At 65.7% G+C, this 18226-nt stretch carries 10 protein-coding genes and 1 pseudogene; 6 read left to right on the top strand and 5 right to left on the bottom strand.

Going from position 1 to position 18226, the window contains the following annotated elements:
- The first annotated feature begins 6 nt into the window (after positions 1-6).
- From EN846_RS12050 to EN846_RS12040, 3 genes are all read left to right on the top strand, one after another.
- Positions 7-1482, top strand: coding sequence for a HAMP domain-containing sensor histidine kinase (locus EN846_RS12050; RefSeq protein WP_127391056.1), 1476 nt, complete (start codon positions 7-9; stop codon positions 1480-1482).
- Positions 1482-4451 carry a bifunctional [glutamine synthetase] adenylyltransferase/[glutamine synthetase]-adenylyl-L-tyrosine phosphorylase gene (locus tag EN846_RS12045; protein ID WP_187331252.1) on the top strand — a complete coding sequence of 990 codons (2970 nt, stop codon included), beginning with the start codon at positions 1482-1484 and terminating at the stop codon, positions 4449-4451. The genes EN846_RS12050 and EN846_RS12045 overlap by 1 nt, the downstream gene beginning before the upstream one ends.
- 143 nt (positions 4452-4594) lie before the next feature.
- Positions 4595-5074, top strand: a complete 480-nt coding sequence (locus EN846_RS12040; RefSeq protein ID WP_127391058.1) for a hypothetical protein — start codon at positions 4595-4597, stop codon at positions 5072-5074.
- Between the two features lie 141 nt (positions 5075-5215).
- On the opposite strand, the gene EN846_RS12035 is transcribed toward EN846_RS12040, so the two are convergent.
- On the bottom strand, positions 5216-7537 hold the full coding sequence (locus EN846_RS12035) for a PAS domain-containing sensor histidine kinase (protein ID WP_127391059.1): 2322 nt from the start codon (positions 7535-7537) through the stop codon (positions 5216-5218).
- A gap of 177 nt (positions 7538-7714) precedes the next feature.
- On the bottom strand, positions 7715-10360 hold the full coding sequence (pepN, locus tag EN846_RS12030) for an aminopeptidase N (protein WP_128346632.1): 2646 nt from the start codon (positions 10358-10360) through the stop codon (positions 7715-7717).
- A gap of 156 nt (positions 10361-10516) precedes the next feature.
- On the opposite strand from pepN, the pseudogene EN846_RS12025 reads away from it, so the two are divergent.
- Positions 10517-12822 (top strand): annotated as a pseudogene (locus tag EN846_RS12025) (xanthine dehydrogenase family protein molybdopterin-binding subunit).
- Positions 12819-13787 (top strand): DMT family transporter, encoded by a 969-nt coding sequence (locus EN846_RS12020; RefSeq protein WP_127392800.1) that lies wholly within the window; start codon positions 12819-12821, stop codon positions 13785-13787. The pseudogene EN846_RS12025 and the gene EN846_RS12020 overlap by 4 nt, the downstream one beginning before the upstream one ends.
- Here the strand turns inward: EN846_RS12020 and EN846_RS12015 are convergent, their stop codons facing one another.
- The 3 genes from EN846_RS12015 to EN846_RS12005 all read right to left on the bottom strand — a co-directional run bounded on the left by EN846_RS12015 (position 13788) and on the right by EN846_RS12005 (position 16303).
- Positions 13788-14600 carry a helix-turn-helix transcriptional regulator gene (locus EN846_RS12015; protein ID WP_127392799.1) on the bottom strand — a complete coding sequence of 271 codons (813 nt, stop codon included), beginning with the start codon at positions 14598-14600 and terminating at the stop codon, positions 13788-13790.
- 94 nt (positions 14601-14694) lie between these two features.
- Positions 14695-15612: a uracil-DNA glycosylase gene (locus EN846_RS12010; protein WP_127392798.1), complete on the bottom strand. Its 918-nt coding sequence runs from the start codon at positions 15610-15612 to the stop codon at positions 14695-14697.
- A 46-nt stretch (positions 15613-15658) separates the two neighbouring features.
- Positions 15659-16303 carry a hypothetical protein gene (locus EN846_RS12005; protein ID WP_127392797.1) on the bottom strand — a complete coding sequence of 215 codons (645 nt, stop codon included), beginning with the start codon at positions 16301-16303 and terminating at the stop codon, positions 15659-15661.
- 197 nt (positions 16304-16500) lie between these two features.
- On the opposite strand from EN846_RS12005, the gene EN846_RS12000 reads away from it, so the two are divergent.
- Positions 16501-18180, top strand: a complete 1680-nt coding sequence (locus tag EN846_RS12000; protein WP_128346489.1) for an electron transfer flavoprotein-ubiquinone oxidoreductase — start codon at positions 16501-16503, stop codon at positions 18178-18180.
- The last annotated feature ends 46 nt before the right edge of the window (positions 18181-18226 follow it).

Below are 18226 nucleotides of genomic sequence, written 5' to 3'. Positions count from 1 at the left end.
CCTGCCATGGCATTGTCCGTGCCCGCCATCATGAGGACGACGGCAGCGCGGCTCTCGGCGCTCTATTTCCTGCTCTTCGCCCTGTGCGCCGTGCTGCTGGTCTTCTACATGACCTCGCTGTCGGCGCGCATGCTGACCGCGCAGACGCAGGAGACCATCAACGACGAGGTACTGGGGCTTGCCCGCGCCTATCAGCGCGGCGGCCTGCCGGTTCTGGTCCGCGTTGTCGAAGCCCGGTCCCGCCAGCCCGGCGCCAATCTCTATCTCATCGCCGACGCTAACGGCCAGATCCTGACCGGCAACGTGCAGAGCCTGGCGCCCGGGGTGATCGAGACCGAGGGCTGGACGACCGAGCCGTTCTCATATCAGCGCTTCGGCGAGGGCGAACTCGAACGGCAGCGCAATCAGGCTCCCGACCAGACCACGCCCCCGGCTGGCGAGAACGAGACGCAGTCCGAGGGCGAAAAGGGCCACAACGCGATCGCGCTGGTGCTGAGACTTCCCAACCAGATGATCATGCTGGTCGGCCGCGACCTCGGCGAGCCCGAGCGCTTCCGCGCCGTCATCCGCCGCGCCCTGATGCTGGCGCTGGGCATGATGGGGCTTGGCGGGCTCCTGATCTGGTTCTTCGTCGGGCGCGCCGCGCTGAAGCGCATCGACAGTGTGTCCGAGGCCAGCCGCCGCATCATGGGCGGCGACCTTACCGGTCGTCTCCCGGTCACCGGCGCCGGCGACGAGTTCGATCGCCTGTCCGAGAACCTCAACGCCATGCTGGCCAGGATCGCCAAGCTGAACGAGGGGCTGAAGCAGGTTTCCGACAACATCGCGCATGATCTGAAGACGCCGCTGACCAGGCTGCGCAACCGCGCCGAGGCAACGCTTGCCGGCCGGCAAAAGACCCCCGACTACCGGCAGGCGCTGGAAAGCACGATTGCCGAATCCGACCAGCTGATAAAGACCTTCAACGCCATCCTGATGATCTCCAGGCTGGAGGCCGGCTATTCCTCGGAGACCACCAGCCCGGTCGACCTTGCGGCAGCCGTCCGCGACGTCGTCGAGCTCTACGAGCCGGTGGCCGAAGAGGCTGGCGTGACGATCGAGACCTCCGTCGAGGAGGATTTCGCCGTCAACGGCAATCGCGAACTGATCGGCCAGGCGCTTTCGAACATCGTCGACAATGCCATCAAATATTCGACCGACGCGACGACGAAGCCGTCCGTCCGCGTGGCGCTGCAGCGCATCGACAGGGAAGTCAGGCTGTCGGTCACGGACAATGGCCAGGGCATTCCCGACGATGCCGATCGCGCCAGGGTGACCGAGCGCTTCGTGCGGCTGGAGAAGAGCCGCTCGCAGCCAGGGTCGGGCCTAGGCCTGAGCCTCGCCAAGGCGATCATGACTTTCCACAAGGGCAGGCTTGATCTTCTGCCCGCCAATCCCGGATTGTCCGTTATCATGAGTTTTCCCGCACGGGAGAACCAATGATGGCGGTGAGGATGGCTGCGAAACGCATTGATACCGAATGGCGCCTGCAACCGGCGGCAACGCTTTTGCCGCTGGACGCAGATCGCGCAAGACGCGAATTGTCGGAAATCGCTTCGGCGGCCGCGGAAGAAGGCCTTGCCCGCCTGGAAACATTCCTGGCGGCCGAGGGCGTGGACCAGGACCTCCTCGCCGCCGTCTTCGACCTGTCGCCATTCCTGCGCGATGTGGCGCGGCGCCGCCCGCAAATCCTCGATGTCTTGTTCGACACCGATGTGAAGGCTCGGCTTGCAGCGATCGGCGAGGCCATAGGCAAGGCGGCGCGGGCCGAGACGGTCTCCGAACAGAGCCTGATGATGGAGCTCAGGCAATGGAAGACGGAGTCGCATTTCCTGATCGCCTTGGCCGATCTCGCCGGCGAGGCCGAGCCGGCGCTGACCGTGCGGCGCCTCAGCGACCTCGCCGACGCCTGCACCCGCGCCGCCGTCGATTTTTTGCTGCGCGACGCGCACGGGCAGGGCAAGCTCAGATTGCCCAACCCCGAAAACCCGGCGCGCCAGTCGGGCTGGATCCTGCTCGGCATGGGCAAGCTCGGCGCGCATGAGCTGAATTTTTCGTCCGACATCGACCTCGTCGTCTTCTTCGATCCCGACGCGCCGGCGATCGTCGATCCGCTCGATGCGACGGAATTGTTTGCGCGCCTCACACGCCGCCTCGTGCGGATCCTCCAGGACCGCACCGAGCATGGCTATGTCTTCCGCACCGATTTGAGGCTGCGGCCCGATCCCGGCTCGACGCCGCTGGCGATACCGGTCGAGGCGGCGCTTCACTACTATGAGGGGCGCGGTCAGAACTGGGAGCGCGCCGCCATGATCAAGGCGCGTCCCGTGGCCGGCGATCTCGCCGCGGGCGCTGCGTTCCTGAAAGAGCTGCAGCCTTATGTCTGGCGCAAATACATGGACTACGCGGCGATCGCCGACGTCCACTCAATCAAGCGCCAGATCCATGCGCACAAGGGCCACGGCGAGATCGCGGTCAAGGGCCACAACGTCAAGCTCGGTCGCGGCGGCATCCGCGAGATCGAGTTCTTCGTCCAGACGCAGCAGTTGATTGCCGGCGGCCGCTTCCCGGAACTGCGCGGCCGCGAGACGGTGCCGATGCTCGGCCAGCTTGCCGCGCGCGGCTGGATCACCGCCGACGCGCGCGATGCCCTCGCCCGGCAATACTGGTTCCTGCGCCGCGTTGAGCATGCCATCCAGATGGTCGCGGACGAGCAGACCCATATCCTGCCCGAGAGCGACGAGGGGCTGGAGCGCATCGCCCGCATGCTCGGCTTTGTCGACCAGGCGCGCTTCGCCGAGGCCTTCCGCGCCTCGCTGCAGCAGGTCGAGCGTCACTATGCGGCTTTGTTCGAGACCGCGCCGGAACTTTCGGCCGGCGTCGGCAACCTGGTCTTCACCGGCGACGTCGACGATCCCGATACGCTGCAGACCTTGCAGCGCCTCGGCTTCCAGCGGCCGAGCGACATCTGCCGCGTCATCCGCGGCTGGCATTTCGGCCGCTACCGCGTCACCCTGTCGGCGGAGGCGCGCGAGCGGCTGACCGAACTGACGCCGGCGCTGCTCAAGGCTTTCGGCCAGACGCGGCGGGCCGACGAGGCGGTGATGCGCTTCGACGAGTTCCTTGCCGGCCTGCCTGCCGGCATCCAGCTTTTCTCGCTGCTGCAGTCCAACCCGGCTCTGCTGAAATTGATGGCGACGATCATGGGCGCCGCCCCGAGGCTTGCCGCCATCATCACACGCCGGCCGCATGTCTTCGACGGCCTGCTCGATCCGGCTCTGCTCGCCGAACTGCCCGACCGCGCCTATCTCTCGGCGCGGCTCGCCGCTTTCATCGAGGGCGACCGCGCCTACGAGGACGTGCTCGATCGCTTGCGCATCTTTGCCTCGGAACAAAAATTCCTGATCGGCGTCAGGCTGCTTGCCGGCGCCATCGATCCGGCCCGCGCCGGCCGCGCCTTTTCCGACCTTGCCGATCTCACCATCGAGGCGGCATTGCAGGCGGTCATCGCCGAATTCGCGCTGCGCCACGGCAGCATCGCCGGCGGCACGGTGGCGCTGCTCGGCATGGGCAAGCTCGGCAGCCGCGAGCTGACGGCGGGCTCCGATGTCGACCTGATCCTGCTCTACGACCACGATCCGGACGCAGAGGAGTCCGACGGCGAAAAGCCGCTTGCGCCCTCCCACTACTATACCCGCATGACGCAGCGCCTGATTGCCGCCGTCTCGGCGCCGACGGCGGAGGGCGTGCTCTACGAGCTGGACCTTCGCTTGCGCCCCTCCGGCAACAAGGGGCCGGTCGCCACTCACGTCGATGCCTTCAAGAAGTACCAGCGCCAGGACGCCTGGACCTGGGAGCACATGGCGCTGGCGCGGGCGCGCGCCATAGGCGGTGACGCCGCACTCTGCGCCGAGGTGGAGACGGAGGTGGCCGCCGTGCTGGCCCTGCAGCGCGACGCCCCCAAGGTGGTGGCCGAGGCGTCGGAGATGCGCGCGCTGATCGAGAAGGAAAAGCCGCCGCGCGACCGCTGGGACATCAAGCTGATCCCGGGCGGCCTGATCGATCTCGAATTCATCGCCCAGGTGGCGGTGCTCACCGGCCATGTCGTCGAGGCTGGCCGCAGGGTGACCGCGACGGCCGACATCCTGGCGCGGCTTTCTCCCGATTTCGCCGGCGCCGATGTCAGGCAGCAACTGTGCGATGCCTACGCGCTCTATCTCGCGCTGACCCAGATGATCAGGCTCTGCCTCACCGGTGAGTTCCAGCGCGACGACGTGCCGCCGGGGCTCTCGGATCTGCTTCTGGCGGTGACCGACCTGCCGGATTTCGCTGTTCTGGAAGCGCATCTCAAGGACACGTCGCGAAAGGTCAGACAGGATTTCGACCTCTTGCTGCGTGCTAAGAACTCATGACGAAGGGATGAATGTTACGGCGAGAGCGTCGGGCCCGATGCGGAGGAAATCCGATGCTCGAACAAAGAGATGGATGGCGGCCTGAATCTGATTGAGAGGTTGCCGTCCTGGCATCGGGGGTGACGATGCAACAGGAGAAGACCATGAGAAAGTCTACCAAGCTTGCCCTTGCTTTCATGGCGCTCGCGGGCGCTGTCGGCACCACGGCCTATGCCGAAAACAACGCCAGCGCCAAAATGCGTGACGACATGATGCAGCGCCTCGACGAGGCGCTGAAGGGCCCCAACGGCGCCATCACCTTCGACCAGTTCTCCGACGCCATGGACTCGCGGCTGAAGAAGCTCGTCGCCGAGAATGGCGGCAGGCTGACTGTCGGCGAGCTCGCCGACGCGCTGGAGAAGGCGCGCTTCGAGCGCATGGCAAGGCGCATCATCGCGCGCTTCGACAGCAGGGGCGACGGCACGCTGACCGCAGACGACATCACGAGCCGCCAGAAGAAGCTGTTCGCCATGCTGGACAGGAACAATGACGGCAAGATCGAAAAGGGCGAACTGCCGAAGGGCGGCCGCTTCGGACGTCATCGGCAGTGGGACGGCGGGGACGGCGACGACGGCGTGCAGTGAGGCTGAATGATCTGGATCCGGCGACTGGAGTGCCGGACTCTCGAAAGGCCACGTTCTTTCGCGCCCCCCTCTGTCCTGCCGGACAGAGGGGGTGCTGTCCCGCCGACATAGCCGGATTCTGAAACACGCGAAGCTGAAAAACTAAGCCGCAGCTTTTACCGAAGGCGTCGCCTTCTTCAGCGGGATGCGCACCGACACGATCGTGCCGACGCCTTCGGTCGAGCGGATCTTCAACGCGCCGCCCTGCAGCTCGGCCAGCGAGCGCGAGATGGCGAGCCCAAGGCCCGACCCGGCATGGTTCTTGGAGAACTGGTTCTGCACCTGCTCGAACGGCCGGCCGAGCTTGCTCAGCGCCGACTTGGGGATGCCGCAGCCATTGTCCTCGATCGTCAGAACCAGCGCTCCTGAAGCGCTGCGCGCCCGCACCGAGATGTGCCCGCCCTGACCGGTGAACTTCACGGCGTTGGAAAGCAGATTTATGGCGATCTGCTTGATGGCGCGGCGGTCGGCGAACAGCCGCATCGCATCGGCGATGCGGGTCTCCACCGTGATCGACTTCTCCGCCGCCTGCAACGAGATGACGCGCACCGTCTCCTTGATCAGAGGGCAGAGGTCGATCTCCTCGCGGTCCATCGAGAACTGGCCGGCCTCGATCTTCGACATGTCGAGTATGTCGTTGATGACGCCGAGCAGGTACTTGCCGCTGCCGTTGATGTCGGTGGCATATTCCTCGTAGCGCGGCGAGCCGAGCGGCCCGAACAGGCCCTGTTCCATCAATTCGGAGAAGCCGATGATGGCGTTGAGCGGCGTGCGCAGCTCATGCGACATGTTGGCCAGGAATTCGGACTTCGCCCGGTTCGCCGCCTCGGCGCGTTCGGTTTCCTTCATGTATTTGCGGTTGAGTTCGACCAGTTCCCTGGCGCGCTCCTCTTCCGCCCGGCGGGCGAGGCTGAGGTCGTGGATCGTCGCCATCAGCCGTCGTTCGCTGTCGACCAGCTTTTCCTGGTGCAGCTTGATCTGGGTGATGTCGGAGCCGACCGAGACGGTGCCGCCGTCCCTGGTGCGCAATTCGTTGACCTGCAGCCAGCGGCCGTCGGCAAGCTGGCGCTCGAACGTCGAGCCGCCCTGTGGGCCGTTGGCGTTGGCCAGCCTGCGCTCCGAGGCGAAGGCCAGCATCCGCTCCTCCAGCACGGCGCGGACGGCGCCCGGCATCACGTCGCGGTCCGACAGGCCGTTGTCCTTCTGGTATTTGGAATTGCACATGATCAGCCGCTCGGCGGCATCCCACAGCACGAAGGATTCGTTGATGTTCTCGATGGCGGTCCGCAAGCGCAGATCCGCCGCCTCCGAGCGCAGCGCGAGATGCCGCTGCTCGGTGACGTCGACGGCGATGCCGATCAGCTGGATCTCCGGCGCCTCGGGGTCGATCACCTGGGCCCGCGCGCGCATCCATACCCATTGGCCGTCGGCGTGCCGCATGCGGAACACCTGGTCGATATGATCGATCTCGCGCTCGACGATGCGGTTGGCGAGTTCGAACAGGTCGCCGTCCTCGGGATGGATGATCTCGTCGACCTCGCCGAAGGACAGCATCGTGTCGCAGGGCTCGTAGCCCAGCATGTCGTACATCGAGCGCGACCAGTACATCTTGCCGCGCACCATGTCCCAGTCCCACAGGCCGCAGCGGCCGCGCACCAGCGCCATGTCGATGCGCTGATGCGCCTCGAGGTAAATGCGGTCGGCGGCCTGGGCGCGCGCCGCCTGGCCGAAATAGGCGTAGAGGATGATAATCAGCACGCCGGCCGTCAGCACGAACAGGGTGACGTTGAGCGAGACCGTCTTGCGCCAGCTGTCGAAGACTGCGTCTTTCGGCACCAGAGCGGCGGCGGCGTTCTTGCGGCTGGCCGTCAGGCTCACCGCCGCGTACCAGTCCTGCCCGCCGATGCTGACCTCCATGACGCCGGCGCGCTCGCCGAACATGAACAGCGGCTGGCCGCCGAGAACGAGGCTGTCCAGCGAACGCCCCTGCCAGCCGCTCGACAGCGGCGACACGGCGATGATCTTGAAGCTGCCGTCGGTGATCGCCAGCACATGGCTGCGGCCCATGGCGCCCTGGCGGCCGGTGCTCTCCATCAGGTCCGCCGCGCTGACGGTGGCCGCATTCGGGTCGGCGGCGATCGCGCTCGCCATCTGGCCCACCGCCAGCGAAAGGATTGCCTTGGCGTCGCGCTCGACCTCGTCGCGCTCGTTCATCAGCGACAGGACGCGCAGCGCGGCGATGACGATCAGGAAGATGATGATGAGGGCAGGGATCGAGCGGCGCAGCCACGGCTCGGCCGCCAGCAGCCGCCGATAGGCGGGTTCGGCGATCAGCCTTGTATTGCCGGCAAGGCCGTCGCGCCGCGCCTTGCGACGCTCAAAAGCCTTCCCTCCGGGCGCGCCCCACGCGTCCGCCTTGGCCATAAATGGCTACTCCCCGAATTCCCTCTGCTTGATGATCCGGTTACGCCGCACGTCCGAATCGTCATTAAAGAATCAAAGGTGATTCGCGTTGTCCAGAGGCGCGGCCAAAAAAGATTAAAAGTTGATTGAAATTCGTCGAAACTGCCAATCTCCCCCCACGAGGGGGGAGATCGCTAGTCACGCCAGCGTCCGCTCGACGATATCCCTTAGATCCGCCGACAGCTTTTCCGTGCCTGCGATCGCAAGCAGCGCCTCCCTGGCCTTGGCTTGGCGCCCCGGCTCCAGCGATCGCCAGGAGCGCAACGCGGTCGCCAGCCTGGCCGCCACCTGCGGATTGCGTTTCTCGACCTCGAGCACGGTCTCGGTGAAGAAGCGGTAGCCTTCGCCGTCGGCGCGGTGGAAGCCGGTCTGGTTGGCGCTAGAGAAGGTGCCGATGAGCGAGCGCACACGGTTCGGGTTGGCCATCGAGAAGGCCGGATGCCCGGTCAGCGCGCGCACCGTCTCGACGGTCTTGGGGCCGGGCACGCCGGCCTGGATCTGGAACCATTTGTCCATCACCAGCGCATCGTTGCGGTACTTGGCCTCGAAATCGGCCAGCGCCTGTTGCGCTTCGGCCGACCCGGCATGGCGGTGCGCCAGCACGGTCAGCGCGGCCGCGCGGTCGGTCATGTTGCTGGCGGAGCGGAAGTGAGTTGCCGCAAGCGCGGCGCCTTCCGGCAGCAGCGCCAAATAGTCGAGCAGGATGTTGCGCAGCGCCCGCCGGCCCGCACTCGCCGCATCGGGGCTGAATGGCCCCTTGTCGGCAAGCCGCTCGTAGAGGCCGGTGAAGTTTTCCCGGTTCGCCCTGGCAATGGCCAGTGCCAGCGCCTCGCGGGCGGCCAAGATGGCGTCGGGATCGATGCCCTTGCCGATGTCGCGGGCGATGTCGGCTTCGCCCGGAAGCGAAAGCGCCAGCGCCCGGTAGGCCGGCTCCAGCGTCTCGTCGGCGGCGATCCTGCCGGCAAGTTCGGTGAGCCGCTGGGCAAAGGCCGGCGGCTTGCCGCCGAGCACCTGGCGGAAGGCTGCGATCAGCGCATCGGTGAGCAGCGTGTTGAAGGCCTGCCAGCGCGAGAAACTGTCGCTGTCATGGCCGGCAAGGAAGAACTGGTCGTCGGTCTTCTGCTCGACCGACAGCGTGACCGGTGCCGAGAAGCCGCGGTTGAGCGACACCGCCGGGCGCTCGGCGACGCCGGTGAAGCGCACGACATGCCGGCGCTTGCGGATGTGGATGACTCCGTCCTCGACGGTGGCGCCCTCGACGTCACCGTAAGAGACGGGCTTGCCGCCGGCACCGACCAGACCGAAGCCGAGCGGAATGTGCATCAGCCGCTTGCGGCTCTCCGACGGCGTCGGCGGCACCGACTGCTCGATCTCCAGCGTGAACTCCTTTGCCCGTGCGTTGTGCGAGGAACTGACGGTCAGGTTCGGCGTGCCCGCCTGATGGTACCAAAGCGCGAATTGCGACAGGTCGCGCCCCGAGGCGTCCTCGAACACTTTCAGGAAATCCTCGATGGTCGCCGCCTCTCCGTCATGCCGCTCGAAATAGAGGTCCATGCCGGCGCGGAACGCTTCGGCGCCGAGGATGGTGCGGATCATGCGCACCACTTCCGAACCCTTCTCGTAGACGGTCGCCGTGTAGAAGTTGTTGATTTCGCGGTAGCGGCGCGGCCTGACCGGATGCGCCAGCGGCCCCTGGTCCTCGGGGAACTGGTGCGCGCGCAGCGTGCGCACCTCGGCGATGCGCTTGACCGCCCGCGAGCGCTGGTCGGCGGAGAATTCGTGGTCGCGGTAAACGGTCAGCCCTTCCTTCAGGCAGAGCTGGAACCAGTCGCGGCAAGTGATTCTGTTGCCAGTCCAATTGTGGAAATACTCATGCGCGATGATCGCCTCGATATTGGCGAAGTCGGCATCGGTCGCGGTCTCCTCGTCGGCCAGCACATACTTGTCGTTGAAGATGTTGAGGCCCTTGTTCTCCATCGCGCCCATGTTGAAGTCGGAGACGGCGACGATGTTGAAGACGTCGAGGTCGTATTCGCGGCCGAAGGCTTCCTCGTCCCATTTCATCGAGCGCTTCAGCGCATCCATCGCATAGCCGGCGAGCCGCTCCTTGCCCGGCTCGACATAGATGCCGAGCTCGACCGTGCGGCCGGACAGCGTGGTGAAACTGTCGGCGACCTTGCCGAGCGCGCCTGCCACCAGCGCGAACAGGTAGGACGGCTTGGGGAAGGGGTCGTGCCAGACCTTATAGTGCCAGCCATCCGCAAGCACGCCGCTTTCGACAGGATTGCCGTTCGACAAAAGCAGCGGCGCTTCGTTGTGCGGCGCCTCGATGCGCACCGTGTAGATCGAGAGGATATCCGGCCGGTCGAGGAAATAGGTGATGCGCCGGAAACCCTCGGCTTCGCACTGCGTGCAATAGACATTGCTGGAGCGATAGAGCCCCATCAGCGCTTCATTGCGCGCCGGCGCGATTTCGGTTTCCAGCACCAGCTCGAAGCGGGAGGCGGCCGGCGGCTTCAGGACGGCGAGTTCGTCCGGCGTCGCCGCGTAGTCCACCGGCTGGAGGTCACGGCCGTCAATGGCAATACCGAGCAGCGTCAGCCCGTCGCCGTCGAGCACCAGCGGCGCCGATGCGGCAACGCCTTCGCGGCGCTCGATGGTGAGCGTGGCGATGACGCGGGTGGCCTCGGGGGAAAGGCGGAAAACAAGGCTGGTCTGCAAAATGAGATAGTCGCTGGGGCGATAGTCTTCGAGCTTGAAGACATGGCCGGTATCGGTGCGCATTCCCAAGGGTTTTCCTGTCTGTTCCCGGCGCGGCAAACGGGCCCGCTGGTCCAAAAAAATCGAGGTTCGCGCTCTTTACACGAAACGGTCACTCGACAAAACTGCGCCTATGCCTATTTCAGGCATCCATCCCCCCACCGTCATCGCGAGGCATCCATGACCGTCGTCACACCGAAATTCGGCATGGGCGCCTCCGTGTTGCGTCGCGAAGACCAGGCCTTCCTCAAGGGCGAGGGCCGCTATACCGATGACATCAAGCCGGCCGGCCTGCTGCATGGCTATGTGCTGCGCTCGCCTGTCGCCAAGGCGGGCTTCACCATCACATCCACCGAAGCGGCGTCAGCGGCGCCGGGCGTGCATCTTGTGCTCACCGGCAAGGACATCGCCCATCTCGGCAAGCTCAAATCTGGCGTCATGCAGCGCCAGCCCGACGGCACCAGGGCGCCGACCCGCGACATCCCGATCCTGTGCGGCGACAGGGTCAACTATGTCGGCGATGCGGTGGCTTTCGTCGTCGCCGACAGCCGCGCGCTGGCGCAGGACGCGGCCGAGCTGATCGAGGTCGACTATGACAGCGAGGATGCCGCTTCCGGCACCGCCACGGCGCTGGATGAAGGCACGCCGCTGGTCTGGCCGGAACTCGGCTCCAACCGCGCCTTCACCTACCATATTGGCGACAAGCAGAAGACCGCGGCTGCCTTCGCCAGGGCCGCCCACATCACCCGCATCGAATTCATCAACAACCGGCTGGTCTGCAACTACATGGAGCCGCGTTCGGCCATCGGCGAATGGAACGTGGCCGAAAGCCGCTTCGTGCTGACCACCGGGTCGCAGGGCGTGCATTCGATGCAGTACATCATCGCCGAGCTGTTCAAGATCAAGAAGAGCGAGCTGCGCATCATCACGCCGGACGTCGGCGGCGGCTTCGGCCCGAAGGCCTTCGTCTATCGCGAGTATCCGCTGGTGCTGGAGGCCGCCAAACGGCTCGGACGGCCGGTCAAATGGGCCGGCGATCGCACCGAGCATTTCCTCACCGACGCCCAGGGGCGCGACAATGTCGTCAAGGCAGAGATGGCGCTCGACAAGGGCGGCCGCTTCCTCGGCATGAAGGTCGAGCTGCTGGCCAATATCGGCGCATATGTTTCGCAATATGGTCCGTTCATCCCCTATGTCGGAGTCACCATGTCGACAGGCGTCTACGACATAGGGGCGATCGACGTCTCGGTGACCGGCCTCTACACCAACACCTGTCCGGTCGATGCCTATCGCGGCGCCGGCCGCCCGGAAGCGGCGCTGCTGCTGGAGAAGCTGGTCGATGCCTGCGCGCATGATCTGGGCCTGCCGGTCGAGGATATCCGCCGCCGCAATTTCATCCGCCCCGAGCAGTTCCCATATCGCACCCAGACCGGCCGCCTCTACGACACCGGCGAGTTCGCCGGCCACATGGACCGCGCCATCGAGCGGGCGGAGTGGAAGGCGTTTCCGCAGCGGCTCGAACAGTCGAAGGCGGCGGGAAGGATCCGCGGCATCGGCATGGCGACTTACATAGAGGCCTGCGCCTTCCCGGGCTCCGAGCCGACTTTTGTCGAGCTCAACGGCGATGGCACGGTGACGCTGAAGATCGGCACGCAGACCAACGGCCAGGGCCATGCCACCGCCTATGCGCAGTTCCTGTCGGACAAGCTCGACCTGCCGATTGACCGCATTCAGGTCCGCCAGGGCGACACCGACGATCTGAAGGATGGCGGCGGCACCGGCGGCTCGCGCTCGATCCCGCTCGGCGGTGTTTCGGCGTCCCGCGCTGGCGAGGATCTGGCGAACAAGATCAAGCGCATCGCGGCCGACGAGCTCGAAGCCTCGGCCGGTGACATCGAACTGTCCGACGGCGTGGCCCGCATCGTCGGTACCGATCGCACAATCGATTTCGCCAGCGTCGCCAGGGCGGCGAAAACCGCGGACGACCTCAAGGGCTTCGGCGAATTCGTCCAGGACGAATGCACCTATCCCAACGGCACCCACATCTGCGAGGTCGAGATCGATCCCGACACCGGCGCCACCGAGATCCTGCGCTACACCATCGTCGACGATTTCGGCGTCACGGTGAATCCGATCCTGCTTGCCGGCCAGGTGCATGGCGGCGTCGTCCAGGCATCGGCCAGGCCCTGACCGAGAACACCGTCTATAGCGAGGACGGCCAGCTCCTGACGGCAAGCTTCATGGATTATGCCATGCCGCGCGCCGATAGTTTTCCGTTCTTCCATTTCGAGACCCGCAACGTGCCTTCGACCACCAATGCGCTGGGCATCAAGGGGGCAGGAGAGGCCGGCACGATCGGCGCCACGCCGGCGGCGCTCAATGCGGTGACCGACGCGCTCTGGCGCGCCCACGGCATCAGGCATATCGAGATGCCGGCCACGCCGGCGCGCATCTGGACAGCGATCCGGGACGCATCGCCAAGGTGAGCGGCGGGGCGGGAGCGGAGCCGCAAGGCGACGGCAGACACCACAGCACGCTGCGGGGCATCGCGCTGAAGATCGTCTCGGTGGCGGTCTTTGTCGGTATGCAGACCTGCATCAAGGCCGCCGGCGATGTGCCCGCCGGGCAGATCGTTTTCTTCCGCTCCTTCTTCGCCATCTTCCCGATCATCGCCTTCCTGGCGTCCAGGGGGCATCTGGCCACGGCATTCGCCACGAAACGGCGGTTCAACCACGTCGCGCGCGGCCTTGTCGGCGTCGGCGCCATGGGGCTCGGCTTCTTCGCGCTGACCAGGCTGCCGCTGCCCGAAGCGATCACGTTGAACTACGCGCAGCCGCTGCTGGTGGTGGTGTTCTCCTCGATCTTCCTCGGCGAGGCGATCCGCGTCTACCGCTGGAGCGCGGTCGCTGTCGGCCTCGTCGGCGTCCTGATCATCTCCTGGCCGGAGCTGACGCTGCTGCGCTCGGGCGCGGCGCTCGATGACCAGGAGTTGCTGGGCGTCATCGCCGCCTTCGCCGCCGCCGCGATCTCGGCCGTCGCCATGCTTCTGGTGCGCAACCTCGTCCAGACCGAGAAGACGGCGACGATCGTGCTTTGGTTCTCGGTGACGGCGAGCGTCATGGCGCTGTTTTCGGTGCCCTTCGGCTGGCAGGCGTTGACGCCGACGCAGGCCGCCCTTCTGGTTGTCGCCGGCTTTTGCGGCGGGCTCGGCCAGATCCTGATGACTTCGGCCTACCGTCACGCCGAGGCCTCGGTCGTCGCGCCCTTCGAATACACCTCGATGATCCTCGGCGTCGTCGTCGGCTATCTTGTGTTCGGCGATGTGGCATCGCTCAACACGCTGGCCGGCGGTCTAATCGTGGTGGCGGCCGGCATCTTCATCATCTGGCGCGAACGCCAGCTTGGGCTTGAACGCACCCGAACAAGAAGGGCGACGCCGCCGCAGGGGTGATCAAGACCGCTCGGCCCGCTCCTTCGCCAGCCGCACCAGCACCGCCCGCGTCTGCTCGTCCGCCGGGAAAAAGGTTTCGATCGCCAATTCCGACAGCGTGACATCGAGCGGCGTGCCGAAGACGGTGATCGTGCTGATGAAGGACAGCACCTGATCGCCATGCGCGAGCCGGAGCGGATGCACGATACCGCTCGGCTCGACCGGGGCCGGCCGCGCCCTCTTCAGCCCGGACGGATAGGCCCGCAATTCCCGTTCCAGCTCGATCAGCACCGGGTCGCCGATGGCGTCGTTCTGATGCTTCAGCCGTTCGAGCAGATGTGCCCGCCATTCGGCGAGGTTGACGATGCGCGGCGCAACGCCGCCCGGATGCAGGCTGAGCCGCAGCACATTGACCGGCGGCGCAAGCAGCGACGGCTCGGAAACATCGGCGAGGAATGGGGCGATTGCCGCATTGGCCGAGACGAGGTTCCAGTGGCGGTCCACGGCCAGCGCCGGGAACGGCTCGTGGCCCCGGAGCACCGTCTCCACTGCCGCCATTGCCGGCGCCAGCGCGGCATCGGAGAGCTGCTTCTCGCTGAAGCTCGGCGCGAAGCCCGCCGCCAAGAGCAGTTGGTTGCGCTGCCGGAGCGGGATTGAAAGTTGCTCGGCAAGGTGCAGCACCATTTCGCGCGAGGGCTGGGCGCGGCCGCTTTCGACGAAGGAGAGATGCCGCTGCGAGATCTCGGCCTCCATGGCGAGGTCGAGCTGGCTCATGCGCCGGCGCGCGCGCCACTCGCGGATGAGGCTGCCTGCGGAAATTTCGGATGTGGTCATAGGGGAAGGACTAAGGCGGGGAGGGGAGTAATTCAATTACCTGGGAGGTTATGGCGCTGCTTTCCCGTCTTCCCCTATGGGAGAAGGGAGCGCTTCACCCCAACTCCCGCAGCTTCGCCTTCACCTCGAGAAAATCCCGCCAGGCGAGCTTCTTGTGCGCCGGCGTCCGCAAGAGATAGGCCGGATGCAGCGTCGGCATCGCCGGAATGACGGTGCCGGACGCCGTCGAATGCGTGCGCCAGTTGCCGCGCAGCCTCAAGATTCCCTCGGTGGTGTTGAGCAGGGTCTTGGCCGAGGGGCCGCCGAGATTGACCAGCACTTTCGGATTGACCAGCTCGATCTGCCTTTCGATGAACGGCCGGCAAATCTCGGTTTCGTGCGGCGTCGGCGTCCGGTTGCCCGGCGGCCGCCAGGGGATGACGTTGGCGATGTAGGCCGAATTCCTGTCGAGGCCAATTGCCGCCAGCATGCGGTCGAGCAGCCGGCCGGAGCGGCCGACGAAGGGCAGGCCTTCGAGGTCTTCGTCGCGGCCCGGCGCCTCGCCGACCAGCATCAGCTCCGCGTTCGGGTTGCCATCGGCGAAGACCAGGTTCTTGGCGGTGAATTTGAGGTTGCAGCCGTCGAAACCCGCCATGTGCTGGCGAAGCTCGTCAAGCGTCGAGGCGCTCGCCGCCATCTGCCGCGCCAGCAGGGCCTGCGCTTCGTCGGGCACCGCTGCGGTTGCCGGCATCGAGCGCGCCGGCGCGTCCGGCACCTTGCTTGCGTCGAGCCCGGGCGCTGCCGCAGGCCGCTGCGGCGCTCTGTTGGCGTCGGGGCCTGGCTCCGATGCTGGCCGTTCCGGAGCCGTGCTTTCGCGCGCGGCCGGTGCCGACGCGCGCTCGGCTTGCTTCGGCCGAACCTCCGCGAAGCGGTTGATCGGCGCATCCTCCAGCGCCTCGTCGACGCCGGCGCTGGCATAGAAGGCGAGCAGCTCGGCGATCTCGGCGGGGGTGTTGGGGGAGGCGGCAATCATGGCGCCACCATCGTCCCGGCGGCGGCGATTTGCAAGGTTGGCTGCGTCAGCCGGTCGGTATGCGCGGGTCTTGCACCAAGTAGAACGTCCAGCGCGGCGTGTAGTCGGTGATCAGGAATTCGAAGCTGCCCGTCTTCAGCGGGTCGATCTTGCCGTTCTTGAACAGGAGCCGGTCATAGGGTTCGAAGTCGCGGTCGAAGTCGGCGAAGTTGCTCGACACGATGTTGTCGGGCGACTTGTTGCGCTGGTCGAAGGACAGGCCGTCGCCGAACACGCTCGGCTGGTCGAGGATCTCCTGCAGCTCGAACTGGAATTCCACCCAGGCCTGGCCGCTATTGTTGAGGGCCTTGATGCGCATGTACATGATGCCGTTGGCGACCTCGCCGGCCTTGCCGAACGCCTCGATCGGCTTGGTGGTGCGGATGGTCAGCGTCACCGGCGTTGCCGAATTCAGCTCTTCGGTGATGACGATCGGATCCTCCTTGGTGCCGATGCCGGAAGCGCCGGTGACGTGGAAGCCGCCGAGCTCGTCGGAAAAGGAATAGGCGCCGGTCGCCCACACCTTTTGCGGATCGGCATCGGCCGCGGTCGGGACCAGCAGCGAGAGGAGCGGAAGAACCGCGCGGCAAAGCTGGCCGGGCGTGGAGAAGAAGCGCGTCAATGAGAAGCCGGATGGCTCAGGCGTGCGCATGGCGCGAAGTATTGCCGATAAGCAAGCCGTGGAACAATTGAAAAACGTTGAGGGAAATGGTTCTTGCCTGCCGGGCGCGACTTTTTGTCGAAATCGGCTTTGTCCGTTAAGCGCCGGTTTCCCGTCGCGAATTGATGCGCTATGCAGCGCATGAGCCAGCACAATGCGGGAAAGCGCGGCAAGCCAGTGAGGGGTCGATGAGCGATATCGAACGCGAGAGCATGGAATTCGACGTAGTGATCGTCGGCGCGGGTCCGGCCGGCCTCGCCGCGGCGATCCGCCTGAAGCAGGTCAATCCCGAGCTTTCCGTCGTCGTGCTGGAAAAGGGCGGCGAGGTCGGCGCCCACATCCTGTCGGGCGCCGTCGTCGATCCGATCGGCGTCGACCGCCTTCTGCCGGGCTGGCGCGAGGAGGAAGGGCACCCGTTCAAGACGCCGGTGACCGATGATCATTTCCTGGTCCTTGGCCCCGCCGGCTCGTTCCGCCTGCCCAACATCCTGATGCCGCCGCTGATGAACAATCACGGCAACTACATCGTCTCGCTCGGCAATGTCTGCCGGTGGCTGGCGACCAAGGCAGAGGCGCTGGGCGTCGAGATCTATCCGGGCTTTGCCGCCGCAAGCCTCGTCTACAACGATGCCGGCGCCGTCACCGGCGTCATCACCGGCGACATGGGCGTCGAGAAGGATGGTACGCAGGGTCCTGGTTACGCGCCAGGCATGGCGCTGATGGGCAAATATGTGCTGATCGGCGAGGGCGCGCGCGGCTCGCTCGCCAAGCAGTTGATCGCCAAATACAAGCTTTCCGATGGCCGCGAGCCGGCCAAGTTCGGCATCGGCCTGAAGGAACTCTGGCAGGTCAAGCCGGAGCACCACAAGCCTGGCCTCGTCCAGCATTCCTTCGGCTGGCCGCTCGACATGAAGACCGGCGGCGGCTCCTTCCTCTATCATCTGGAAGACAACCAGGTGGCCGTCGGCTTCGTCGTCCATCTCAACTACAAGAACCCCTGGCTCTCGCCCTTCGAGGAGTTCCAGCGCTTCAAGACGCATCCGGCGATCAAGGGCACTTTCGAGGGCGCCAAGCGGATCGGTTATGGCGCGCGCGCCATCACCGAAGGCGGCTGGCAGTCGGTGCCGAAGTTGTCCTTCCCGGGCGGCGTGCTGATGGGCTGCGCGGCCGGCTTCGTCAACGTGCCGCGCATCAAGGGCTCGCACAATGCGGTGCTGTCGGGAATGCTGGCGGCCGAACATGTCGCGCAAGCGATCGCCGACGGCCGCGCCAATGACGAGCTTGCGTCTTACGAGGCCGCGTGGCGAGCGACCGACATCGGCAAGGATTTGAAGAAGGTGCGCAACGTCAAGCCGCTGTGGTCGCGCTTCGGCACCATCATCGGCGTCGGCCTCGGCGGCCTCGACATGTGGCTGAACACGCTGTTTGGCTTCTCGCCCTTCGGCACGCTGAAGCACGGCAAGGCGGACTACGCGACGCTGGAGCCGGCGGCAAAATATGAAAAGATCGCCTATCCGAAGGCGGATGGCGTACTGACCTTCGATCGGCTCTCCTCGGTGTTCCTGTCCAACACCAATCACGAGGAGAACGAGCCGGTCCACCTCATCGTCGGCGACGCGGCACTGCAGCAGCGCTCCGAGCACGATGTCTTTGCCGGACCCTCGACGCGTTACTGCCCGGCCGGCGTCTATGAGTGGGTCGACAAGGATGGCAATGCGGCGGCCGATCCGTCGGCCAAGGACGTGCGCTTCGTCATCAACGCGCAGAACTGCGTCCACTGCAAGACTTGCGACATCAAGGACCCCAACCAGAACATCAACTGGGTGCCGCCACAAGGCGGCGAAGGCCCGGTCTATCAGGGCATGTGAGAGCGGCGGCCCGACCGGGCCGTCTCGACCGCCGCCCAAACGAAGA

This window comes from Mesorhizobium sp. M4B.F.Ca.ET.203.01.1.1 (assembly GCF_004791025.1).
In the GTDB taxonomy this organism is placed as follows: Bacteria; Pseudomonadota; Alphaproteobacteria; order Rhizobiales; family Rhizobiaceae; genus Mesorhizobium; species Mesorhizobium abyssinicae.
This window is presented reverse-complemented; position numbering and strand designations above follow the sequence as displayed.